Source organism: Mesorhizobium sp. B2-1-1, from assembly GCF_006442975.2.
In the GTDB taxonomy this organism is placed as follows: Bacteria; Pseudomonadota; Alphaproteobacteria; order Rhizobiales; family Rhizobiaceae; genus Mesorhizobium.
In genome coordinates this window covers 1,576,784-1,600,045 of sequence record NZ_CP083954.1, presented here as the reverse complement: position 1 = coordinate 1,600,045, position 23,262 = coordinate 1,576,784, and the positions used below count along the sequence as shown (strand labels likewise).

Genomic DNA, 23,262 nt, shown 5'->3' with positions numbered 1-23,262 from the left:
CTGTTCTCGGGGACATGGAAATCCGAGAAGCGTTTGCGCAAAATCTAAGAGCCTTGCGGCGGGCTAGAGGCCTGTCTCAGGAAGAGCTTGCGCATCATGCTGGGATCGATCGCACCTATATCAGTGCGTTGGAACGCAACGTGTACAACGCGAGCATCGATGTCGTTGACCGGCTGGCTGAAGTGCTGGGTGTGGATGTCGCAGAATTGCTTAAACGACCCTCAGCTGATCCGCAGAGATCGCGGTCTGAGCCTGATGAGTAGAAACGCACAAACATCCCGTCAGCCAGCTTCGCGCGTATTCGGCGAAAGACTGGCCTGACGCAGGAAGACGTCAAACCGCGCTCTGGCTTCAGGGTTCACGAAGTTGGTCGGCTGCAGCGGTGCGACATCATTCCCTGCAGTCGACCGGCCCGCGCTTTCCCTGGGTTGCGTGGAGCTTTCAATCACGCGACGAGGCTTCCGCCGTATCTTGCACGAGCCTGAACGCGTAGTGGTTGCGGATGTGGTTGTTAAAATAACGGCCCTTAGCAAATGCAGATCGAAACGCGGCAACGGCCTCAGGCGGTACGGCCAAGAACTCATAGTGCTTACCGCTGCCAACAAACCAGACTGAGAGAACCCTCGTATTTGGGTCGTAGTCGAACTTGCGTATCGAGGTTGACGGCATGTAGAGGTACTTCAGTCACTCTCCTAATGGTCAAGTTCCAGCGGCTCGTGATCCGGCTGCTCGTGCTATATCACCTGGCGTAAGTTGGTCTTGTCGACCTGTTGGCCGCATATCGGGCATCATGAAAGCGATCGTGCCCGTCCTTTCGCTTATGAGGCTTACCGGCGATGATTGGTCCAAGGTCCGAGATTCTGGTCATGCTTGTTTCACGAAATCTGCGCCCGCGTCGTCGTCAAGGCTGAATTCGTGTGTGCTTCTCGCATCCTCATCGACGACACGGAACCGGGAGCGACAAAGGCGGAATGGCTGAAGCCAGGTCTCGTTGGGCGGGTGCGGTTCCTGAAGGGTGAGGAAAAGCCACATCATGCCAAGCTGCTGGATTAAGGGAGGCGACGAAGAAAGCAGCCAGCTTTGATCATATTGTACGATTGTTACCCAAGCCCCGGCCGGGGTTGCCTCTCATCGTCGTGGAACTACGTTTTTGATCATGGCACAGCCCCTCCCGTCCGCGCCTGTGAAGGCTTCGTATCAATTGATCGTGGACCACTACGAGACAGCGGTTTCACTCCAGGAGCGCATTGTGACTCGCAGTCGGCAAGTCGGATTGTCAACGAAAAGAGATGACGAGTTTCTCGAGCATTTAACTGCCGCGCTAAGGCGGGCGCGCCAAACCTTGGCTCGTGCAGTGGAACGCTCTCAATAATATACGGGACATCTAAGCTCGGCGGGCTTAGGATGCACCATCGGCGGCAACTGGAAGGGCGCCCGTCGGCTGTGAGCGATCATCATGCTTCCGCCCCAACCGGGAGGGAGCCATGACAGGCCCAAATTCGCAATCCTATAGTGCCACGCGGTCCAACATTGCCACAAACTCCATCTATCGCAATGCGCTGCTGCTCCGTATGTGCTCGGCAGATTTGGCATTGCTGCACCCTCATTTGACGAGCGTCTCCCTTGGACTGAAGACGCATCTCGAAGTGGCGGGCTCACCGATCAAAACCGTGTACTTCTTCGAGAGCGGTCTCGGATCCGTGGTGGGCGAATTGCGGCCCGGCATCGAAGCTGAGATCGGAGTTATTGGGTCCGACGGCATGTCCGGCTCAGCCCTTGTGATGGGCGATGACCGATCAACGCATGATTGTTACGTTCAATTGGAAGCCCGAGCCTTTGGTATCGATGCAGGCACGTTCACCAACGCGCTTTTGACGAGCCCAACGCTGCGCACTTTCCTGCTCCGCTACGTCCACTACTTTCACCTCCAGGCAAGCTTCACCGCACTCACCAATGCCCGGATGAACATCGTAGACCGGCTCTCGAGATGGCTGGTGATGTGCGATGATCGCGTCGAAGGGAATCGCTTGTCGATTACTCACGACTTCTTGTCGGTCATGCTCGGTGTCAGGCGGCCCGGCGTCACCATCGCGCTCCAAACTTTGGAAGGGCAGGGCTTGATACGCTCCAATCGCGGAGAGGTCGTCATCCTTGACCGTGCGCGCCTTATTGCGCTGGCCGACGGGTCATATGGCAGGGCTGAAGCCGAATACGTTCGGCTAATTGGCCAACTGCACTAACCATCGATGGCCCGCCCTATCGCCGCGTAGGCCCGATCGCTCGATATTCGAAAACCGTATCCCGCTTTTTGTTGCGGCTATTCCGAACGGAAACTTGCGTGACTCTGATCCAATTGGCCTCGCCCCACCGCAATGTGACTGCCCGATGCACTGCCTTCGCCGCGGCTTCGAACGGGGCGAGCGCATCAACCTGATGCGTCGCCTTGACAGCATCGTTTTCGATTTCTTCCACACAATACGAGTTCATAGCCCGGCCGAAACTTTCATCCGCGCATAAACAATATCTCCGAAAGGCCGGCCGCGCTGTTGTATGAAAGTGCAATAGGCGAAACTTCACCAATTTCGCTTGTGCCACTATGAGCACACGCGGCATCATCAACTTTCTCGACAGATGATTCTGGCTCCGCCACCGAGCTCGCTGACAGGGCAATACCGACAATTTGCAGAGAGGGTTTTCCGCCCGGCCGGCTTCGCTTGCGACCGCCGTTCATAACCCACAGTGCCGATGCGGCCTATACCCCCGATAAAACCCCGGGCCGCATCGCCAACTTAAAGGACGGGTCCTTCGCAAATGGCCGAGCCACAACATCGCAACACCGGAAGCCCGTTCGATATCGTGGAACTCGCCGTCTTTCTATTGATGGCGCTTGGCGCCATCATCGAGCGGCTGGTCAAAGAGACCGGGATTGCCGAGAATCAAGCCCGCGAACCAATATCGTTCCTTGGGTTCAATTGGTCGTCCCTGGTCCGGAAACCAAGTCTATAAGAAATCCTGCCCGCAGATGATAGCGGATTGCAGAGGCGTCTCTAACTTCCATGCGGACTTGAGCAAGCTCCTGATGCAAGGCGCGCATCGCGGCGGATATCTCAGGTCTTCGGCTGCAACGACCGACTGGATCACGCGGCCTCTCTCATGTTTGCATAGTTGTTGCCACTAATCTGGTTGTGGGCCGCAGGCCGCGTAGCCCAGTTCCTCTCAGCATCGAGCAGTTCACTCGCCCCAGTCAGGCCATTCATAAACAGCCGGAGTACGTGCGCTGCTATGAGCTCCCCGTTATGCGAACCAAGAGGTACCCCGCGCTCTTTGCAGATCGCGTGACAAACTCGAGCCAGCATCTCAATATCGCTCGGCTCCAAAAACCTACCCGGATACAACATATCGTCTCCTTGTTGGACAGCTACGATAGCTGTCCCTTACGCAAGGTAACCGGCAGCCACAATCAACTATGATAGTGACATCTCGCCTCTGGCAAAAAACAGTGCGCTCCCGAAAAGTGGTCGCTGGTGCCAGAGTGATGGATACGTAAATGTCCGCCGCAGCGCTTGCCGCACCCGCTGGTTCTTGGAACGCGGTCAGAACTAACTGAATTACGCTTTCAAGCCGCTTGCATCTAACGCGACCCGGGGCACAATGCGGTATTGCTCCGATAGGCGTCGCTTACGATCCAACTGCGCAGAAGCTCTCGTCATCCATAGTGAAGACGCGGCTTGGGTAACGTTCCTATGAACTGAACGCCGATCCGCTCGTTCCTGCGCCATCGCAGGACGGCTTGGTAGGCGACGCCATCCGTTGGCACGTAAAGCACAAACTGCTCGGGAACACGGGCTTCCACCGGACACTTTGAGCTCAGCGCCGCCACTCGTCTGGTTCCGGATCGTACAGCTGATTTCCGAGTTTGTAATTCCGCTGATGATTGCAGCGCCCTTCAGCACACGCTGCCGCCGTTCTCGGCTTTGCTCTCCATCGACCATTGTGACCTCCGTCGGCCACCCCACGCAATGGTACGCCCATCGACGAACAACGTCCATCTACGTCATAGCATGCACGTCATACCCTCTTGCGGTGGATCACGGGGCGGAGTGGGTTATGGCCATCCGGAGCGGGGCATAGGTTTGCCAAGCCGGGCAGCGACATCCTCCCCTTGCGTCCAGATAGCGCACTGCATTGTCTCCGGGCCCTTTCGAAGGACCTGTGTAAGCTAGCTCGAAATGCCAACCTATCCTGAGGCTGGGCGCTGCTCCGCACCCTGCTGATGATGGGCGTTGCCAGCCCGGCAATAATCTGTGGCATGACAAATGGCTTGGTGATCATCTGGCTGTTCGGCACTCCAAGCGACCCCAGTCGTCGGCGCTATCTCCGCTCATGTACATAACAGGCATATTGGGATTGGCCCTTCGCAGGTGCCGGGCCACGTCCCACCCGGTAGGTCCGTTCCCAAGCCTGATATGCGTCAATAAGGCTGTAACTCGCTCCGGATCACGATCAAAAGGCTGCGATGGCGTCGAGGCCCCTGACGGCGATCACCTCGAACCTGCTTCGCGAAGCGAGGTTTCGAGGTCCCTAGGCGGCCGCTTGCCCTCAGCGAAATCAGAGGGATACGGGGGAACTTATATCAAATGTTATAGTTGGGATGGATAACAGGAGCCGCCTATGAACTCTGAATACGAGCGCCGCCTTGCCCAACGGCTTTGCGAAGAAACCGACCTCACCGAGGCGCAAGCCTTGGAGTTGGTCTCGCTCCTAGGGGCGAATTGGTCGTCCCTGATAAGGGAGGCGAACACCATTAAGAACGGTGCGAGGTCTTCAAGCCCGGCGCCCTCTTGGGCGCCCTCTTGGATGTAGTGCAGGCCGCTGGTACCGTCTGCGCTCGGAGCCGCAGCGGAACATTAGCGCCCCCTGCAAGTTGGGCGCCAACCCCAACAGGTTCTTGATGGCACAGAATCCTTCCTCGAACATTTTGATCCGTAAGCTGCAGACGATCTCTAACCTCGGGCCATCGGACATTGCGATCTTGGAAAACGTCGCAATTCAGGAAAAGCAATTTCAGGCCAGTGAAGACATTCTGAACGAGGGCGACCGCCCGACCCTTTCCTTCGTCGTTCTGGATGGCCTGGTAGGCTCTACCAAAATGACAGGTGACGGCAAACGTCAGATCTCCTCCTTTTTTGTTCCGGGCGACATTCCCGACCTCCATGGTTTGCATCTATCGGTGATGGATTGCACCTTTACAGCTCTCACCCCCGCCTGGGTTGGTTTCATGCGGCATGACGCTCTTCGTGCCATGTGTGACCGGCAGCCTTCGATCACGACCGTGTTTTGGCGCTCGACGGTAATCGACGCCGCGATTTATCGAGAGTGGGTCACCAATGTCGGAAGGCGCGATGCTTATGCTCGGATGGCTCACATCTTTTGCGAACTCATTGTCCGTCTGCGCGCCGTAGGCCGCATTGAAGATCATGTGGCCCATCTTCCGATAACGCAGGCCGCACTTGGCGATGCGCTTGGCCTTTCCACCGTGCATGTGAACCGGGTGCTCCAGGAACTTAGACGCGACGGTCTGATCTCCACCGCCGGTTCCCGTTTTCATGCAACCGACTGGGCAGGGCTCATCCGCGCTGGTGATTTCGACTCTACCTATCTGCACCAAAAGGCCCGCTGAAGCGTTGTGGCAATAGAGGTGTCCCATGGCGCGATATTTCTTTGACAGCGGCGACCGTGACGAGCTCGTGAAAGACGAGGTGGGAATCGAATGCGATGGCATCGAGGGAGCATGTCGTGAGGGCATAGAAGGGCTAAAAGATTTGGCGAGAGAATTCCAAGAGGGAGTCCAAAGCCAGCAACTATCCATCCACGTCCGGGATGAGGCTGGTGAAAGGCTGTTGAGCTTGAGCCTCACCCTTCAGCTGAAGCTGAGCAGACAGCGGGGTTAGCGGCCAGTGCAGCGACTGGCTGCTGGCACGTTTGGATCAAGGAAGTCGTCAGGTTGTTGCCCGTTCTTCACCGGCGGGTCCGTGATAGCTCAAATGTCACCTTTACCACAAACAGTGGGTTGCTAGCATCGTCATGCACATGGAAGGCGACTTCCCGGAGAGTTCCGTCGGGCATTTGATCTTTTGCTATCTCAAGCAGCGCCCTTGACGCCTCATCTTCAGCGGCTTCCAAGCTGGCAAGCTCGGTCCCTTCACGGTCAGGGGACAATTCGCCGTTGTCGACGAGATCGATGAAGAAGCGGTCCATGGGCTCCTAACTTTGCAGTCCGCGAAAAGTTCACTGTTCTGCTTTTACCGCGGCGCGAGTAGGCAGCTGGACATCCGAACAGATCCCGAACTTTCTGGTTCATCGCGCGAGCTAATCCCCTTTCATGGGGCCTGAAACTCAACTCTTAAGCCCATCGAAATGGAGATTGATCCCGCGCAAAATAGCGTAGTCGCACACCATCGCCTCGATCTCCATGTCGGTTAATCGGCACGGGCCGACCGCAGTCTTGACTTCAGATACGAGACGGCTGACTCGGATTGGAGATTGGTTTACGCGGCAGTGCTTGAGACTGCGATTGACGGCGTTGTGAAAACGCGAAAAGACAGGTGAGACGTTCAATGCGGAACTCATAGATCGCTCCCTAGCTAGAAAAGCTGCTGTAGCAGGTAAACGAGAAATGACTCGCTTCCGGAAAGAAGTCATTAACCTAAGTCAGTCCCCGGCAAAAACTGCGATGATGTGGTCGGCGGCATCTACCCGGTCTATACCAGGCGGAGTCCCAGGCGGTCAGTCTTGACATAAACGGGAGGGTTGAACCAGCGCTGGAGCATCACGCTTCTCGAACGTCGAAGGCGATTAACAGCCCCCAAATCGGGGCCACACGAACGATCATTTCGACCAGCTGATAGTCAGTCTCACGAAGATACCGGCCGCCCTCGCGCACCCCTGCAATGGTCGTTTCACAGAAAATAAGTCGCCCTATTGAGAGCCCAACAAGACCTCGCGAACCAGTTCCTTGGCGGTTGCTGCGCAGGGCGCGCGATGCCCACGGAAGACCGCCGCGAGACAAGCACATTGTAGATTGTCTAGATGGTACAATTGTTTAGCATTGGAGTGCACATTGCGGCGAAACCTCGCAATGTGCCGAGGACGCAAAAAATCCAAGCAAAAACAACCAACCGATCGTCGCGCAATGTGCGCCCTTTTATCCTGCCGTCTTAATCGGTCGTATTTTCCGCGACTTTCTCTCCATCGTCGTTCCTCTTCCAAACTACGATAATACACTATTCTATGCTCTAAACCACGATCCCGTACTCTTGCGTCGAGTTCCGATGCGCCGTGCAGTCTTCCGCGCTCTGCGACGGGGTCTACCGGCTGCATGAAGGCAGCACTGGAACCGTCGTGGCGCACTTTTCCATCGGACTGACGGAGCATCGTCACAGGCAATCCGGCGCGGTCCGGCCGTGTGTCGCCGGCGCGGCCGCAGGCAGGATAATTTGCGTTCCGTCGTTCCTGGTCTGCATCGGTCCTCATCCGCCGGAGCGGATCTCGTTGTTCTATTCACGTCCGTCTGCGTGCGGATGTAATGCATTTAAACCGCCGCCACACGGCTCATCGATGTGCACCCAGAAGCTTGCGGGCCTTGCCATGCGCGCGCCATGCGGCGTCGCCCTCACCCACGGCCGCATCACCGAGGTAGAACGTGCCGTCGGTCCAGATAATGGTATGGGCCGGCCGCGCTCCGACGGCGCGACGGCCATGCTGTAGAAGCGCAAACGCAAAAGGAGCACGCCATGATAGAAACCGTTGGGCATCGCGATAGTATCGCCACGATCGGTATGGATCTCGGCAAAAGCAGCTTTCATCTCATCGGGATGGACGCGCGTGGGAAAATAAGCTTTCGGCAGAAACTGTCACGTGGACGATTGGAAGGCCATATTGCCAACCTTCGGCCTTGACTTGTGGGCGTTGAAGCTTGTGCAGGCGCGCATCACATTGGCCGTCGACTGAGGGCATTCGGCATGACGTTCTGCTGATCCCGGGACAGTACGTCAAGCCGTTCCGGAAAGGGCAAAAGAACGGCTACCGCGACGCCGAAGCGATCGCGTAACGAATTCGCAGCAGCCTCGTCGGCCAACGCAACACGGTCATCAATCAGCTCCGCGGCCTTCTTCTCGAGTGCGGGGTTATCGCCCTGCGAAGGCCTGAGAGACTGCGCGAGATGCTGCCACCTGTGCTGGCTGAGCGCACCGACGTGCTTTCGCCGCGCATGGGCCGTCTTGTCGAGGGATTGGCGCAGGACTGGCGTGGGCTGGACGATCGGGTCGATGCAGTCACGGGTGAAATCCAGGCGCTCGCGCATCAAGACGAAAGCTGCCAACGGCTGATGAGCGTTCCAGGGATCGGCCTTTGACCGCGAGCGCGACGATTGCGACGATCGGCTATGGCACCGCGTTTTCGAAGGGACGCGACTTTGGCGCCTGGCTCGGACTGGTGCCGAAGCGGCTCTCCACCGGCGATAGAACGGTTCTTGGTGGGCTAGCAAGCGCGGCAAAAGGTATATGCGCCCGCTCTTCATCGTCGGTGCGCGCGCCGTACTGGCGAAGCCTGCGAGTTGGACCAAGTTTGGCCTTGAGGGATGGCCGAGTGCTGCGGCCAGGCGGCTCCATCACAACGTCCCGGCTGCGGCACAGGCCAAAAGCTCGCGCAGTTTTCGGTAGCCGCGGGCCTACAGCATCGCCTCCATCAGCTCCTCGGGCAGCGGATCGCCGGACATCACTTCGCGCATCGCCGCAGCAAAGCCGACGTGTGCCGGTGCGCTTGAGAAGGTTGCCGAGTGCCTTCAGCGAGTGGCGGATGGTGTTGTCGAGTCCAGGAACTTGCGCCTCCTCTGCGTCGGCAGCAGCCACGGCCTGTAGCAGCCCGCGCTCCTCACATGGGCGCTGCGGAACCAGTCGATGCGCATGGTGAGCGATCCCGAGCGCGTCGGCGGCGTCGGACTTGTTGCGTTGTGCCGATATCGCGGCGCGCGCTTCCTTCGTGAGTCTGCTTTGAGCCCCCATTTGAGACCGCCTAGCTGGCATCAGAGGTGGGAGGCATGCTATCGGTTGCGGGACCGACACGTTCAACGCCAAGACACGACTTGCCGAGTCAAATTCTTTTGACCTCCTGTTCGCGTAGGCGATTGGCTCAAAGGTTCGCCTTGAAGGCCCTCCGAGATGGTCGGGCGGCGGCTAGGGGAAGATGGTTGCCGTCCCCAAGCTTGATATTTGAAATGCTTGATTCAAAACTTAGGTGGTAAAATATACGCGATACTGGGACAAAAGACATAAACTTCTCAATTCTAGAGGACGCAAGATGGGTAAGACGAAAACATTTGTAAGCTATGACCATTCGGAAGACGTGCACTACAAGCGGCTCCTGCAGGCATGGGATGCCAATCCGGAGTTTGATTTTGATTTTGATAGCCGCGGCCCTGACGTAGCCATCAACAGCAGCGACGCCCCTGTCATTAAAGCTGCGCTTGTAAAAAAGATGAAAGAGGCAACGCACTTGCTCGTCCTTGTTGGGGAGAAGAGCGCCAATAGCTCTTGGATGGAATGGGAGATCGAACGGGCGAAAATGGACGACACCAAATTGAAGCTCGCTGCTGTAAAACTAGGAAAGTCAAATACGACGCCCTCCGGTCTCCTGGGTGTTGGGACATCTTGGGCAACAAGCTTTGAACGAGATCGAATCGTCGAAGCACTCCGCAGCGCGACTAATCGCTATTGATGGAAAGCGTCGCGGCATTAGCTGGTAGGCGTATCGACGCGGTGGGGGCAGAGCGACGATTCCCTCTGAGCAACCTGCCCGCTGTAAGAGCGCGGATCGGCAAGGCCTTTAAGCAGCTAAAGGTAAAACGGCTGGTCTGCTCCGCCGCATGTGGCGCGGATTTGACTAGTTTGCAAGTTGCATTGGCCCATAACATTCCCCGCAGAATTCTGCTCCCGTTTGATCCAATGACCTTTAGGACGTCCTCGGTTGTCGACAGACCCGGTAATTGGGGGGAAATGTTTGACTACGTTTTGGCAAACACTCCCGTCGAGGATGTGGTAAATATGGAACTCCAGAACAAAGACCCCGATGAAAGCTATTCGCTGGTTACGAGAGAAATTGTAAGACAGGCTTCCGAGATTGCAATTACATCCGGCCTGAAGCCAATCACGCTATTGGTCTGGGACGGTCATCCTAGGGCTTCAGGTGATGCCACACAGGACATGCTTGAGGTATCCGAGGCGGCCAGTTTCGAAGTCCATCACATTCATACTGGCAACGCATCTTAGGGTCAAAACTGCACTTAAGGATCCACGTCATTGTCAGTAGAGTCGCTGATTGCCCCTTCCGTCCTGGCCACTCGCAAGAGACTCAAACCTTGCCAATTATCCCAGGCATGTATCTCAGCACCCTGTCGGCTGTGTCCTCCGGCGACAGACTGAAATCAGCAATCACAGGCTCACGTGATGCGAGCAAACTATCACCAGCAACACTCGCTTGGGGCGAGACTATCGGTATTATCTCAACATCGTTTCTAACCAGCTCGGTTACCTCTCTAGCCTGCCACTTACTTAAATTTTCTCCAACGAACACTAATGCAACATCCGGATGCAAGCTATCGAGCTTGTCCTGTAGTGCCTCTCCGGATGCAACGCTAGAGTTTACCGCGTTGACTACCCTTGCTCCCTTGTTCCTCAGAGCGTTTGTAACTTTTTCGACTGCTTCAGTATCTGAAAATGCATAGGAGATGAAAACACGAAGTTGGTTGGGTGCGATTACCCCCTCAAGTGGTCGGGAGCTTAATCTTAACCAATGAGCAAGTCGCAAATCATCCCCGCTAGTTTTGAACTTGATCGAAGCGTGAAGCAGAAACTCACCCCACCCCGAAGACGCCAATGAGAACTTACTGGAACGATCCCGCACTGTCCGAACGGGTTCCGGAAATGTCGGGTGCAACTCGTATCGGACCATCTCAATTCGGTCGAGTTCTTCTGATGATGCATCAATCCATACCCGCCAGCGCCAACGATCATCCGGGTACTCGGGCTCGACTGCCACGGCCTGCTCAATGCGGTAAGTCACGAATTGACCCTTTCGAGTTTGACCGAAATGTATTGACGCGATACGGCGCATATCCACTGCGCTCGGTCGGCAGATATCTCGACTTCCACGTGATGATCCCTGCTCGGAACTGTTGGCAGTGTGATTACCAAGCCTCCTGCATCTAACATAACACGGTCTGTGTCTCTGAATTGGGAGAAGCGGGCTTCACGGCCACAACGGTATCGCACCTGAAAACTCCTCCGATTTGTAAGGAACGCCCGAATAATTTCCTCATCATCAATCAGCAGTTGGATCGGTGCGCCCGCGTCGGCCCTCCAAACACCTAGATGCTCAACCATATCCAACAAGGCCAGGTATGGCGCTCCCGCATCGAACGGTATGTATTCACGATCTGGGTAGGGCGTCTTGTCCCATGCAACTCGGCTATCGACCAAGGCAATGCAAGGCTTATTTAGTTCAAGAGCGAAGCCAAACTCAGCCAATACCCACGGGTGCGTAGGCCAGCCACTCTTGTCCTCGCGATAAGTACAGAGCGCGATAAGGGCATCGGCATCTGATATTCTTGATTTGATCTCTTGCGTCAGCACTGCCCCGCCAAGGCGGCGTCCCGTCACCGGGGTTGCGCCAAAAGCATGGACGATGTCGCCGAGGCGTTGGACCAGAGGACGGTCGGCATCAGAAAACGAGTGAGCGATAAAAACTCTATCCATTGATTGACCGCTTGCTATGGCCTGCCCGAACAGGCAATTTAACACCATAGATATAGTTTTGGCAGCGAAGCATATTCGATGCTTTCTTGACGCCAGGATCGACACCCCTGTGCAGGATTCTTTTCAGCAGCGAGAACAAACTCATGCCCCATGTTACGTTCATTCACGGGATTGGCAACAAACCGGCACCCGATCCCCTGCTTAATATTTGGCGGAACGCGCTAGGTTCCGGCCTCGACGGGTTGGATCTAGGAGCCGAGGGAGTGTCCACGTCAATGGTTTACTGGGCGGATGTAATGTATCCGGAACCGGACGCAAACGTCGCTGCCTATGAGAGCGTCGGAGAACTAGTTCCCTCAGATGTGGATGCATCATCATCAGCCTTAGTCCCTGGGACAGAGACCCCTAGCGAGGCGCTTTTCTTAGCTATGATCGCGGCGAAAACCGGAGGCCTCCTCGCAGCCGCTGAAGCTGCCGAAGCCGTTCCTGAGAACCGCATGCTCGACGGTGTAAGCTTGGAACGGGTGCCGTTACCCTGGGGGTTAAAGGCAAAATTTTTGGAAACCTATCTCAGAGACGTTCACCATTACCTATTTGATGCGGACTTTGAATGCAGGCCAGGAAGCCGGTTCCACGTTCAGCAGGAGATACGCTCACGCTTTGTCTCAGCTCTTGCTGCCGCTCCGAATGGCGAGCGCCATTATGTTGTCAGCCACAGCATGGGTACCGTTATAGCATATGACTGCCTAATGCGGGTTCCTGAGTGCCCTCCCGTTGACGGGCTAATTACTATCGGAAGCCCGCTCGGCCTTGACGAAATTCAGGATAAGCTCGCTCCCGAGTGGTCTAGGGCAATGGGATATCCTCTAAAATTGAGAGGTGATTGGGTTAACATATTTGACAGATTGGATGTTGTTGCTGGATTTGATCCATTTATAGCCAATGATTTCCTTAAAGATGGTATCAAGGTTGTTTCCGACATTGCGGTCCGCAATGATGGCGCTTGGAGACACTCTATCACGAAGTATATGCGGCAGGCATCACTCCGAAAAGCATTGACTTCTATGCTTGGCTTCTGACTTTAGCCATACTAGGAGCCAAAGTGATTATATCACATTTGCATAAAGAAGAGGCTCTACGCTTTATCCACGAGCTGGCTGTGGGGAATCCCCCTCCCGCTAATGACACCGCCATTGTTGCATTGCGCTTAAGAGATTCTCGGGATTTCGGTTTATTGATTGATCTCGCCAAAGCCGCCAGGAACTACCACTCAGATTCACCAATTCTTCAGACGTACCACGCGCAGGCGGCGATCGAATTGGGCGACTACCAAGGCGCACTAGGTATTCTCTCAACCGTCGAACTTATGCCAGGACTGAACAGCACGATATCTTCGGAAATCTACGGCCTTCGAGGCCGAGCTCTGAAGGAGATTTTCCTCCATCTTCCTGACAAGTCTTCCCAAATCGGTCACGCCTATCTTTCTGGCTCAATTGCGGAATATAGAAAGGCGTTCAGGCTTGGGCGAGATTGGGCCGCCGTCAATATATTGGCACTTTCGCGGCTGGGTCAACACAACTTCGGACAATCGGACCCGGCTTTTCAATCTGAAGTTGAAGGCCGGGAATTGCTGACAAAGCTTGATCAGGCTCCCCACACAACTCGTGACCTTTGGTATCACGCTACACGCGCAGAACTCCGAATAGGGTTCGATGACATTTCTGGTGCCCTTGACGAGATCGCTGCGTATCTGAGCGATCCTAGCGTTACCAGCTTTGCTGTCGCGGGCACGCTCAGACAGTACACCGAAGTTTGGAACCTGCCAGCCGTGAGCGACGAGGGCGCGGGAATAGTCGAGGCCCTACAGGCGCGATTGTTGCAGATGAATTACGGCCAACTCAGACTTAACCATACTGTGGATGCGGCGGCAGGTAAGGCAGAGGCACTCGGAACCAGACATCTAGAGGCCTTACTTGGCCCGGAGGGAGTAAAGTCTATACAGTGGATGAGGCGTGGTACCGAAGTGGCCCGTTCGGTATGCGCAATTCGGCAGATCGGAGGAGGAAAGATTGGCACAGGATTTGTAGTCGCTGGCGGCGATTTCATTCCATCTCTCGGCGCTGAGCGTGTCGTGCTCACGAACTCTCATGTGGTCAGCGGAACGCAACCAGGGTCGTTACATCCGGACGAATGTGAAGTAGTATTTGAAGAGATCGGTGAGCTCTCTAACACACCGATTCGAATCAAAGAGCTGGTTTGGAGTTCACCAATCGAGAGGCTCGATGCGGCCATCATTAGATTGGTTTTACCCATAGTTGCCAGCCCACTTTTGCTCGCCCCGAGACTGCCACTGGCCGATGGCCTGCAGAAAGTCTACCTAATCGGCTACCCACGTGGTGACAACTTGAGCATCTCAATCGACGGCAATGTGTTGCTAGACCACGAAGGGCCGACTATCGGAACTCCACCGGAGCCGACTATCCGAAGACGTTTACACTATAGCGCTCCTACGGAAAAAGGCAGTTCAGGCAGTCCAGTCTTCAATGCCTCGAAATGGGAAGTCATAGGATTGCATCACGCGGGAGGGCAAATACCACGCCTAAACGGGAAGAGCGGCCTTACCAGTGCAAATGAGGGCCTATGGATCCAAGCCGTTGCCGAGGAGGCAAAGCTCACCTCTGACATCTAGCTGGCAGTTGAGGGAACGCGCCTGCGAACAAAAATGGACAACCGGAGGTCGAGAAGGTTCATCCGAAACTCCCTCGCCAGCCAATCTTCACGGCGTCTTATGTTGTACTCATTGAATAATATTTCTGAGTTGATAGATTTCAAGCACGGATCTGAATGTCTTACATTTTAGCGGCGGCGGAGGGGAACCAATGGGGTATAGAAATAAGACGTACGTCATTTTTGACGGCGACAACGACATGTGGGCATATGCCTACATGAAAGGTTGGAAGAAGAGTGAGCACATAGATTTCGATTTTCACGACGCTCATGACATAAACGGCATCCGCGACGGATCGAGTGAGGATACCGTCAAAAGGAGACTGCGGGAGAGGCTTAAGAATACAAAGCAAGCAATAGTTCTTGTCGGCACCAGCACGAAGAACCTTTATAGATATGTCCGATGGGAAATTGACATGTGCTTGGAGCTCGGCATCCCGGTTTTGGTTGTGAACCTTAATGGAAGCAAAGCAATTGACGAATATTGCCCCCCGCTTCTTCGAAAGAAGGACGCAATGTTTGTATCGTTTAGGGCAAAGATAATCTCGTACGCGATGGACGACTATTTCGATAACTATCGGGTATCTTATCATGGCCACTCAGACGACTGGCATTATCCTGATAAGATATACAAGAATCTGGGCCTATGAATTCGGCATATTTGCCAGCTTTGCACCTTATAGGAACATCGTTCGATGTGGTCTCACGGCAGATGCGGATGCTTATAGCTTCGCTTCAAAAGGCACGATGTAGGTGCGAATCGGCGAGCAAAATTGGACGCCGATCCATGGTCAATTTTGGAAGCCATTGGACATTCGGCTAACGCCGGCCGGTTCGAGACTGCTGCGTAGTCTTCGGCGCGTCCTGACTGACCTTGATAGTACGTTGGCCGCGGCTGGAGGCGCCACAGGGGGACAAGGAGGGTCGAAGCTTCGAGGCATCCATGCCCGCTAAAGAATCTCTCGATGCTACAACCGAGGAAGCAGGCCGGATCTCAGCCTCCGTCTCGTGGGCGGCTTCAGGCCGGGGCCAGAATTCTGCCGGGACTTTAAGGGCATCGTTGCGCTGTGTCATTTCGCGGAAGTAGTCATTGGGAGTGGGCTTGGGTCAAACCCGACCACAGCATTGAGCAGGCGTATCAAATTAAATAGGTACCGCTATGATATAGACTACCACAACGTTACTCCGCTGGATTCAGACACAGGCACAATTTTTTACGAGGGCGTATTGGCGGGCGTATTCTTCTCATATTCTCACGCGGACGAGGCCCTCAGGGATCAGCTCGAAAAGCAGTTGTCGATGCTCAAGCGCCAGGGAGTAATCGATACCTGGCACGATCGCAGGATCGGAGCCGGCCAGGAATTCGCCCAGTCGATCGACGAGCAGATCAACCGCGACGACATTGTCTTGCTGCTCGTCAGCGCTGACTTCCTAGCCTCCAACTACTGCTACGACATCGAGATGAAGCGGGCGATGGAACGCCATGAGGCCGGGGAGACGATCGTCATCCCGATCATCCTGCGGGCTTGCGACTGGCATCATGCGCCATTTGGCAAGCTCAACGCGGTGCCGCGCGACGGTAAGCCGATCACCCAGTGGGCAGACATCGACGAGGCATTCCTTCAGGTCGCGAAAGCCATCCGGGAGGCAGCGGTTCGACGAAACAAGGCAGCGCCATCACAAGTATCTGCCATTGATACATCGGCCATCGCCCAGCCAGCGTCAGGTGCCGCTGAAGGGCCCCGTTCCAGCAACCTGCGCTTGGCCAAGTCCTTTACACAGCGGGATAAGGACCGCTTCCAAGAGGAAGCATTCGAGTTCATGGCGCGCTTCTTCGAGAATTCACTGGCCGAGCTCGCAGAGCGCAACCCGGGCATCGAAGGAGTGTTTCGACGGGTCGACGCAAACCGTTTCTTCGCGACCGTCTACCGTGAAGGCAAGGACATTGCCAAGGCAACCATCTACATGGGCGGCGACAGCTTCGGAGGGGGCATCAACTACGTCCAGGGTCACACGACGGCCAGCAACACCATCAACGAGTCCATCAACGTCGAAGCCGACGATCAGACCATGTACCTGACGACTATGGGCATGATGCATTTCGGCGGCCAGAACGAGAAGAAGCTCTCCCACGAAGGCGCTGCGGAACTCTATTGGGAGAATCTGATCCGCCCGCTGCAGGAAAGGTAGTCAATGCTTGCACCCGAAGAGTTTACGGTAGGGACGTTTGCCTCGGCACCCGCCGGATGCCTTATCCTGCCCCGCAACAAGCACGAGGCGACCGCCATTGTCGGGCTACTCAACGAGGCACCGACAGCTGTCTTTCTCGGCGAGCGGTTCCAATTCCACTATTTCCCAACTGCCGGCTCGCAGAATTGGTCCGGCCTGATCATTCCGAATGTCCGTGTTGAGGTCGATGAGTCGACTGCCTTCGATCCCGCGTATGGCAATTCATCGTTGGGTACCATGGTGAGGGCGGCCACCCAGTTGAGTATCTACGCCAGGACAGAACGATCTTTTGGCCGGCACACAGCGGTGCCGTTGGTGTCAAACCTGCCGGCTACCTATGACGGCGAAGTCGGGTTCACGAAATGGCAAGTCGTGCTTGGGTCAGGTCCCGAGAAGCGGATACTCCTCAAGATCGACGTTCAGACCGCAGATCAATTGACCTGAGACCCTTGTGTCCTCTGGTTTGGATCGGCAGCTCATAGTCCGTGTTTCATTCGGCCCGGGGAGCCATCGCAAATCAAAACGGCAAGCGTCGTATATCGCCCTTTGAAGCCCGGCTCGCCTCCAATGCGAGACGCGCTGCATAGCACTGGCATGAAATGCTAGTCGCGCGTCCACTCGCTTGCCGTCACGAGCGGAAGCAACTGGTAATGGCTAAGATAAAAACAGGCACTTTACCCTTTAAGGCTGATTACCCCAGCCTCGCGTGCAAGCGAACGCAAGTCGGCTGGAGGTGCTAGGCAGAAAGTTCGAAAAACCTCGAGGAACTCCAGCCTAACTGGATGCGGCGGTGAACAATGAGGTTCGCGGATATCCCTGCGAAGCCATTTGAGCGGTCAATCGGGTTAGCAAACGAATGGCCGCACTGTACGGCGGTATACCGCTTTTGACTCGTACCATCCGAGTCGGGAGCGAACGCGCCATAGTCATGGCAGGAAGCTCGCTCGGTAGACGCTCGCCATCAAACTCACATGGGCCTCAATCGGTGGCCGCAGTTCGAATGCCCGGGGTTCGCGCGCGAAGTTCCACAGCCTCATCAGCAGCCAGTCATTGCGATGACGATCGGAGGCCGTCAGTTCGTTTCGCGTAATGTGGAACGGTGTGCGCTCCCAGCCATTTGTCGTCTTCACCTCAATCAGACGATCGCGGCCATCTACGTCGAAGCTCCGAATATCATAGCCCGCCCCATCGCCATCGACGTGCGACACCCAGCGGATGTGATTGGCAAGGTCGGTGCGTCCCGCAGCAAGCAGGCTAGTGCGCTCGTGGGCGAGAATGCGCTCCTCTCCTGCGCGGCCGAGGGCCTGGTTCTGGGCGTCCCGCTGGGCGACATCGTACTTGCGGGCGATAGCGGCCATCTGCTCGGTCTCGTCGGGTGGCGGCGCGTTACTGTGCGTCGGCGGCGAGCCGATCCACAGCATCGGCTCCTCCTGGAAGGCTGACGGCGCGCGGCGCGCGGCGGACGCTAGCCACTCCGGGTGACGATCGAGCCATCTCACCACGGCGTCGACGAGCGACGCCTGAAAATTAAAGGCCGGCTTGTAGCCGGGGATCCAGGTTTCACCGAGTCCCTTGAGGACCGCGCTAACATTCTGGTGCTTGTACTCTATCGAGCCGCGCGGGCGGCCGATCGCCGCCTGAAGGAGACGATTATGCCCAGCCTTGCTGTAAGACTGCCCCGTGACGTCATGACCCAGCATCGCGAAATAGTCCGCGACGATTGCGTCATTCTGTTCGTCCGACCAGTCAACAGGCATTGGAGATTGTTGCTTCACCTAACGAAGAAGTATCAAAGCTTTATCATAACAGCAGCTGCCGCAGCGCGACCAGTCCAGAGTATGTGTACGATCGCGGAGGGGTTGCCTTCTTGGGCACGCAAGGGCCGTCTACACGTCATTTGCAAAATACAGCCTGATCGCGTCCTGCTGCTTGCCGAGCGTGCCGTCCTTCCGGAAGCGAGTTCCGTCGACCGCAAAGATGATGCCTTTCTCACTGGAGTAGACCGCCGTGCTCGTTACAGAAATGCGGACGCTGCGGCCTTGAACCTGCCCGGTCACGATATCACCGATATCGATCCCGAGGATTGATTTTGCCACTGCCGAGCGTTCGACCTCGAGCTCCGTCTCCCATTGATCCAGCTCTTCTTCGATCCGCGTCCAGGCATCGCGGGCCGACCGAAACGGGTGGGCGGCGCCGAACCAGATTATGTCGGCTAGCGCGAGGGTATCGTTGGGCACGTTTCGCTCCATCGCGCGCGCGGCTCCAGACAGCATTTCGCACACCTGCTCCGCGTCCATCAGTGCTTGGAGCCGACCCCGGTAGGGCGCAACGGTCGCTCTGGTGATGGAAGGAGGCAGGGGTACTTCACGAGTGGGCATGTAGTCGATTGGCATGATTTCGCGCAGCGCCAATCTTGCAGTACCGATGCGCTCAGGCGGATCTTCCTCTCTCCAGGCGCGTCGCGTGCTTTCCACCCAAATTTCTGAGGCGGAGATGCAGAGGGTGCTGTCCAGAAACATGCGCGAATCCGGAGTGTGGATGTAGCGGGTAGACCAGGAATGGTCAGCCGACGTCAGCGGCATCACCACATGGTGGAGCTGGTGTTCGCGAACCATGTGCACCAAAGAGGCAATCCGCTCCTGTAAGGATACGGTCAGGCGGACAAGAACGGCGGGACCGTTCCCGCTCGACCACCGGTTTCTTTGCTCGCTCTCAAACATGAGAAGCTGCGGCCGGGCGAATGGAAGCAGCTTTCCGACGAGACTCGCAGCGCTTCCCTGCAGCGAATGGCTCCAATTGGCATCGATCTTTCCCTGCTTGATCCACTCATGAGCGCGGTTTTGGATCAGTAGCAGAAGTTGTGCCGCAAGGTCCGGATCGAGGTTCGGGAGTCTGTTTCCGGTAACCGCGGCAGCGTCGACGCCCTGCGCCTTCAGGTCAGCTATCGCGGCGCTGTAGAATTGCTGTTGGAGATTGGAGAGAGTTCCGGCTGCCTGGACGCGCGCGGTCTCACGCCGGCGCCGATCGATCTCTTCACGGAAGGCACCCAACGGTGGGCGCCGGGGACCACCTCCTGCCTGAACCTTGGCCCAATAGCCTCGGGGTGGCTTAGGGACCTGCAGGCGCCTGCAAAGCTTGGCGAGTGCCACATCGGAGATGCCGAGTTCCTTTGCGATCTCGCTGGTCGGCCTTTCCCAGACCAGCGCGAAGAGTTCCTCGCGGGAGAATTCTCGTCGTGTCATGCATGTGCCTCTTGCCGGTGCTCCCATATGTCACTCATTGGGATCGCTTTCAAAAAAGCGATGGGGCGACCGCGCTATTGAGCGTGCAAGAGGATCGATGTGGCGAGAGACGAGGGAGTTCGTCTGTCAGCGACAGGAAGACCCTTGTGCTTTCGTTGCGGCCGGTGGCTAGCTGATCTCCACACGACCGAAGATCACTGCCTTCACAGGATATATGAGAAGCCGGCATTCCTCTCAAACGCAAAAACCGCCCCGGTTAGACCGGGACGGTTATTGATTTATGATAGAATTGGTTGCGGGGACAGGATTTTGAGGCTGTCGAGCCTGTTTGCGCAGTCCGGTCAACAGACGAACTCGGTTGCAGCGCTGTATTGGCTGTAGCCCTCTACCGGCTCGAACTCCCAGAACGAGAACTCCGATCAAAGTTTGTACGCTTCGGAGAGACACCCAGCGTCCACATGTGCACGCGCAGGCCGGAGAGCAATGCAGGGTAGGTAACGTGCACCACGAGACAATTGACGCCACCGTGTTCGACCGATGGCGCGCTGATCCCCCATACCCCCCGGCCAACCTTATCGAATGGGCACAGCGCAAGAAGGTGGATCCTACGCAGTTGCAGACTTCGGTCCGGGCAGACGATCCCCGGGTGGACGTGCCTGACTAATCAATCGCGATCTGGTGGGCGCAGTACGCAAGGATCACGCCGAGCTGGCGCGGCCCTCACATATGACCTCCATCTAGCCGCCGCCGGAGAGGCACCCCCTCGCCTTGCATTCTAGTAGTTCGCGGTTTCATTCGACTCGGCTTAGCGCCAATGGCCGACGCTCACGCCGAGGCCATTGGCGAAAGTTTGAATTGTTTCACGTCCCGAAACCAACTGTAATCGCTATCAAGTTAGCTTCAGAGAGACCAAGGCATGTTCTTTGAAAGCGTTAATAGCCGTGCTTGCGGAAATTTGCCAACGAGTTTAGTGTAGAACAAATATCAACCCGCCGAGTTGTCGCCATGAAAGATTCACGCATACTTTCATTACTTTTCGTCTCGATGCTAGGATTGACACTGCTCGGAACGGGGATAGGCCAGGCAAATGCGGTAGACGACGGCATCGTGCTCAAGTGGATAGTGGCGGCCTTACAAAGCAAGACCGACTACGGGGGGAACGCGGACGATGATGCCACTGTCGGTAAGGTCCAAGACCAAACCTTAATCGGTGATGCTTGGTCGCGACTACAAGCTTGTCGTAATGCAGGTCAGTCTCTTGATCTCAATTTGGCGGCGGCCGAACACTACTTGTTTGCTCGTACCATCGCATCCGACCAAGGAGATACGGATTTAAGAGAATTGCCAAAGAAGTATGCCAATTGGAAATCCTACCTCCAAGGAAAGGGCTTTGAGCAACTTCTTAGGACGACCTCAGAGCCGGTCTCTCCAGTGAACGACAAAGTTACCGCTTGGGGATCGAAGGGTATTGAAGCCGGATTGGCCGATTATAAAGCTCGGGAAAACAAGGATCCGCAGTCAAAATCCGCAGCGTGGAAGGAATCATTTGGAGTCCTTTATGCCATTGCGACGCGTTATTTAGCTGACAGCCGCCCCTGCGTCGTATCGATACAATGAATTGGGCTGCAAGATTAGTCCGTCTGTCTTCGAGTGGATTGGCACGTAATTTACGAATCCCTGCGGGCTCGGATTTATGACCAAATCGATAGGGTTGGCGTAGGCTGCGCTTGCGAAAGCCACTCCAAACAACACGGATATCGCCACACCCTTCAATTAAACGCCACACCATTCAATTAAACATAGCTGCGGTGCCCTTACTGGTTACGGTGCGCCGTATATTTTATTTCTCCCGGCCAAATCATCGGCCGCCAGCTCACGCAGATACTTACCGGAATCAAGCTGCTCCTGCATGACAACACCCTTTGTTTTGACGTGATCGAGCCCGAGGCAATGACCAAACTCATGGAGCGCAACACTAAACAGGTCGTTCTCGTCTGCACCCGGATCAGCGTTGCCTAGGTACCAGAATTTGTCCTTGTTGAAGCGTACCTTGCATCGCTTCATCTTTGTGGTTGCTGGAATGTTGGGCGTATCAGCCTCAGCAGTTTTCGATGGGTTTTTAAGCTCTCCAAACTCGACGTAATTGAGCGGCGGATTCGCCGGGCAATCATCGTCGTCGAACACGAATTTGAGCTTGGCGTAGTTCCATTTTGCGGCCGCTTCCTTGATCCGTTTTGAGGCCCCCGCCGGGGCGTCGTTCTCACAGATCACAAAATGGGTCTCGATCGGATTTGCCTGATATTTCCAATCCCAGCCCAACACTTCATAGGCTGCCGCGCTGTTGCTGGAAATCGAGCCAAACGTGAGGATTGCGGCCAACAACATCGATCGCAACCGCAACGTTGATTGCGGGTAATTTCGTAGTCCGCTCCGCCAGTCCATTGCTTGCCACCCCTTATTTGCGACTAACCGAAGTTCGGCCATCCATTACTATTGCTGAACGACCTCCGTGCAATACCAAAGCGGCTTCGTCTCGAAGCCGATCTTGCAGCCGTAGCAGAAGCCTGAATTTTTGGAATCTACCTGGATATCCCAGTTGCAATTGGCCAACCGCACCATCTCCTGGCCAGAATCGTCAAGGCAATGGAGCTGGTTGTAGGCACTGTCGTCGACCGTTCCCTTATTCGAGTTCAGCGGCGAGGCATCCTTTTTGACATCGAGCCAGGTTTTGTTCTCCTTGTAGAGACGCAGCGTCGTCAGAACTGAACCGTCGGTGTTCCTGAGTTCGATTGTCAGTCTCGGGTTCGCGGCCTTTGCCGTGTTGACGCCGGCGCCAAACAGCGCAAGCAGCGAACCGAGGTTCGCGGTGAACGCTCTGCGATGGATCATTCCTATCATGGCTCCCTCCATGGATGGTCTATCGTTTCTGGCCTTGCTTGCCGTCATCGCGCAGCGGGCTCGTGCAGCCGAGGTTTGCCGCGGCGGTAGCCGTCGGCATCAGTCTTCCAAGGCGGACGGGCTTTGCTCTTTGGTCTGGCGGTCGACGCCGGCAACGGCTGGAACGCCCTTTCGGCTTGGGCCGCCTCCAAGAACTTCGCGGCGAAAGATACCCAGGCCCTTGCCCATGTCGCCCATCAACGACGATACCCGCCCGCGGCCAAAAATCACAAGCATGACCGCTATTACAATCAACCAATGCCAGGCACTCATAACGCCCATCGTTTGCCTTCTCCCTTAAGGTCGGCCGTCTGCGA

At 55.9% G+C, this 23,262-nt stretch carries 23 protein-coding genes and 2 pseudogenes; 15 read left to right on the top strand and 10 right to left on the bottom strand.

The window, feature by feature from the left end:
* Positions 1-14: 14 nt before the first annotated feature.
* On the top strand, positions 15-263 hold the full coding sequence (locus FJ972_RS07755) for a helix-turn-helix domain-containing protein (RefSeq protein WP_140522636.1): 249 nt from the start codon (positions 15-17) through the stop codon (positions 261-263).
* 178 nt (positions 264-441) lie between these two features.
* Here FJ972_RS07755 and FJ972_RS07750 read toward each other — a convergent pair whose 3' ends face one another.
* Positions 442-669 carry a KTSC domain-containing protein gene (locus FJ972_RS07750; protein WP_140522638.1) on the bottom strand — a complete coding sequence of 76 codons (228 nt, stop codon included), beginning with the start codon at positions 667-669 and terminating at the stop codon, positions 442-444.
* Positions 670-1,484: 815 nt separating this feature from the next.
* Between FJ972_RS07750 and FJ972_RS07745 the strand changes: the two genes are divergently transcribed.
* Both FJ972_RS07745 and FJ972_RS07740 read left to right on the top strand, forming a co-directional pair.
* Positions 1,485-2,240 carry a Crp/Fnr family transcriptional regulator gene (locus FJ972_RS07745; protein WP_140522640.1) on the top strand — a complete coding sequence of 252 codons (756 nt, stop codon included), beginning with the start codon at positions 1,485-1,487 and terminating at the stop codon, positions 2,238-2,240.
* Between the two features lie 571 nt (positions 2,241-2,811).
* Positions 2,812-3,006: a hypothetical protein gene (locus FJ972_RS07740; protein WP_140522642.1), complete on the top strand. Its 195-nt coding sequence runs from the start codon at positions 2,812-2,814 to the stop codon at positions 3,004-3,006.
* Between the two features lie 700 nt (positions 3,007-3,706).
* Here FJ972_RS07740 and FJ972_RS07735 read toward each other — a convergent pair.
* Positions 3,707-3,992, bottom strand: a pseudogene (locus FJ972_RS07735) (PilZ domain-containing protein).
* 959 nt (positions 3,993-4,951) lie between these two features.
* Here FJ972_RS07735 and FJ972_RS07730 point away from each other — a divergent pair.
* Both FJ972_RS07730 and FJ972_RS30340 read left to right on the top strand, forming a co-directional pair.
* Positions 4,952-5,680, top strand: coding sequence for a Crp/Fnr family transcriptional regulator (locus FJ972_RS07730; protein WP_140522646.1), 729 nt, complete (start codon positions 4,952-4,954; stop codon positions 5,678-5,680).
* 25 nt (positions 5,681-5,705) lie between these two features.
* Positions 5,706-5,951, top strand: a complete 246-nt coding sequence (locus FJ972_RS30340; RefSeq protein ID WP_140522648.1) for a DUF6894 family protein — start codon at positions 5,706-5,708, stop codon at positions 5,949-5,951.
* A gap of 67 nt (positions 5,952-6,018) precedes the next feature.
* Here the strand turns inward: FJ972_RS30340 and FJ972_RS07725 are convergent, their stop codons facing one another.
* Positions 6,019-6,258: a DUF6894 family protein gene (locus FJ972_RS07725; RefSeq protein WP_140522650.1), complete on the bottom strand. Its 240-nt coding sequence runs from the start codon at positions 6,256-6,258 to the stop codon at positions 6,019-6,021.
* Between the two features lie 1,359 nt (positions 6,259-7,617).
* On the opposite strand from FJ972_RS07725, the gene FJ972_RS07720 reads away from it, so the two are divergent.
* From FJ972_RS07720 to FJ972_RS07690, 4 genes and pseudogenes are all read left to right on the top strand, one after another.
* Positions 7,618-7,767: a hypothetical protein gene (locus tag FJ972_RS07720; RefSeq protein WP_181174677.1), complete on the top strand. Its 150-nt coding sequence runs from the start codon at positions 7,618-7,620 to the stop codon at positions 7,765-7,767.
* Positions 7,768-7,793: 26 nt separating this feature from the next.
* A pseudogene (locus tag FJ972_RS30335) lies at positions 7,794-8,824 on the top strand (IS110 family transposase).
* Between the two features lie 533 nt (positions 8,825-9,357).
* The gene (locus tag FJ972_RS07695; RefSeq protein WP_140522654.1) at positions 9,358-9,774 is read left to right on the top strand and encodes a TIR domain-containing protein; all 417 of its coding nucleotides are present in this window, start codon (positions 9,358-9,360) and stop codon (positions 9,772-9,774) included.
* Positions 9,774-10,325, top strand: a complete 552-nt coding sequence (locus FJ972_RS07690; RefSeq protein ID WP_140522656.1) for a hypothetical protein — start codon at positions 9,774-9,776, stop codon at positions 10,323-10,325. Before FJ972_RS07695 ends, FJ972_RS07690 begins: the two co-directional genes overlap by 1 nt.
* An 82-nt stretch (positions 10,326-10,407) precedes the next feature.
* Here the strand turns inward: FJ972_RS07690 and FJ972_RS07685 are convergent, their stop codons facing one another.
* Positions 10,408-11,118, bottom strand: a complete 711-nt coding sequence (locus tag FJ972_RS07685; RefSeq protein WP_181173430.1) for a pYEATS domain-containing protein — start codon at positions 11,116-11,118, stop codon at positions 10,408-10,410.
* Complete coding sequence (locus FJ972_RS07680; RefSeq protein ID WP_140527974.1) at positions 11,115-11,810, bottom strand: hypothetical protein; 696 nt, start codon at positions 11,808-11,810, stop codon at positions 11,115-11,117. The genes FJ972_RS07685 and FJ972_RS07680 overlap by 4 nt, the downstream gene beginning before the upstream one ends.
* Before the next feature lie 275 nt (positions 11,811-12,085).
* On the opposite strand from FJ972_RS07680, the gene FJ972_RS07675 reads away from it, so the two are divergent.
* The 5 genes from FJ972_RS07675 (at position 12,086) to FJ972_RS07655 (ending at position 17,210) form a co-directional block, all read left to right on the top strand.
* Positions 12,086-12,889, top strand: a complete 804-nt coding sequence (locus FJ972_RS07675) for an alpha/beta hydrolase (RefSeq protein ID WP_140522662.1) — start codon at positions 12,086-12,088, stop codon at positions 12,887-12,889.
* On the top strand, positions 12,814-14,499 hold the full coding sequence (locus FJ972_RS07670; RefSeq protein ID WP_140522664.1) for a serine protease: 1,686 nt from the start codon (positions 12,814-12,816) through the stop codon (positions 14,497-14,499). The genes FJ972_RS07675 and FJ972_RS07670 overlap by 76 nt, the downstream gene beginning before the upstream one ends.
* Positions 14,500-14,689: 190 nt before the next feature.
* On the top strand, positions 14,690-15,187 hold the full coding sequence (locus FJ972_RS07665) for a TIR domain-containing protein (protein ID WP_140522666.1): 498 nt from the start codon (positions 14,690-14,692) through the stop codon (positions 15,185-15,187).
* Positions 15,188-15,764: 577 nt separating this feature from the next.
* Positions 15,765-16,727 carry a toll/interleukin-1 receptor domain-containing protein gene (locus FJ972_RS07660; RefSeq protein WP_140522668.1) on the top strand — a complete coding sequence of 321 codons (963 nt, stop codon included), beginning with the start codon at positions 15,765-15,767 and terminating at the stop codon, positions 16,725-16,727.
* 3 nt (positions 16,728-16,730) lie between these two features.
* Positions 16,731-17,210 carry a hypothetical protein gene (locus FJ972_RS07655; protein WP_140522670.1) on the top strand — a complete coding sequence of 160 codons (480 nt, stop codon included), beginning with the start codon at positions 16,731-16,733 and terminating at the stop codon, positions 17,208-17,210.
* Between the two features lie 482 nt (positions 17,211-17,692).
* Here FJ972_RS07655 and FJ972_RS07650 read toward each other — a convergent pair whose 3' ends face one another.
* Both FJ972_RS07650 and FJ972_RS07645 read right to left on the bottom strand, forming a co-directional pair.
* Entirely contained in the window at positions 17,693-18,523 is an 831-nt protein-coding gene (locus tag FJ972_RS07650) for a DUF3883 domain-containing protein (protein WP_140522672.1), read from the bottom strand.
* A gap of 129 nt (positions 18,524-18,652) precedes the next feature.
* Complete coding sequence (locus tag FJ972_RS07645) at positions 18,653-20,008, bottom strand: hypothetical protein (RefSeq protein ID WP_140522674.1); 1,356 nt, start codon at positions 20,006-20,008, stop codon at positions 18,653-18,655.
* 1,005 nt (positions 20,009-21,013) lie between these two features.
* Here FJ972_RS07645 and FJ972_RS07640 point away from each other — a divergent pair.
* Positions 21,014-21,625: a hypothetical protein gene (locus FJ972_RS07640; RefSeq protein WP_140522676.1), complete on the top strand. Its 612-nt coding sequence runs from the start codon at positions 21,014-21,016 to the stop codon at positions 21,623-21,625.
* A gap of 204 nt (positions 21,626-21,829) precedes the next feature.
* Here the strand turns inward: FJ972_RS07640 and FJ972_RS07635 are convergent, their stop codons facing one another.
* The 3 genes from FJ972_RS07635 to FJ972_RS07625 form a co-directional block, all read right to left on the bottom strand.
* Positions 21,830-22,450 (bottom strand): matrixin family metalloprotease, encoded by a 621-nt coding sequence (locus FJ972_RS07635; RefSeq protein ID WP_181173429.1) that lies wholly within the window; start codon positions 22,448-22,450, stop codon positions 21,830-21,832.
* A gap of 48 nt (positions 22,451-22,498) precedes the next feature.
* Positions 22,499-22,897, bottom strand: a complete 399-nt coding sequence (locus FJ972_RS07630; RefSeq protein ID WP_140522680.1) for a hypothetical protein — start codon at positions 22,895-22,897, stop codon at positions 22,499-22,501.
* Between the two features lie 108 nt (positions 22,898-23,005).
* Positions 23,006-23,227 (bottom strand): twin-arginine translocase TatA/TatE family subunit, encoded by a 222-nt coding sequence (locus FJ972_RS07625; RefSeq protein ID WP_140522682.1) that lies wholly within the window; start codon positions 23,225-23,227, stop codon positions 23,006-23,008.
* Positions 23,228-23,262: the final 35 nt, after the last annotated feature.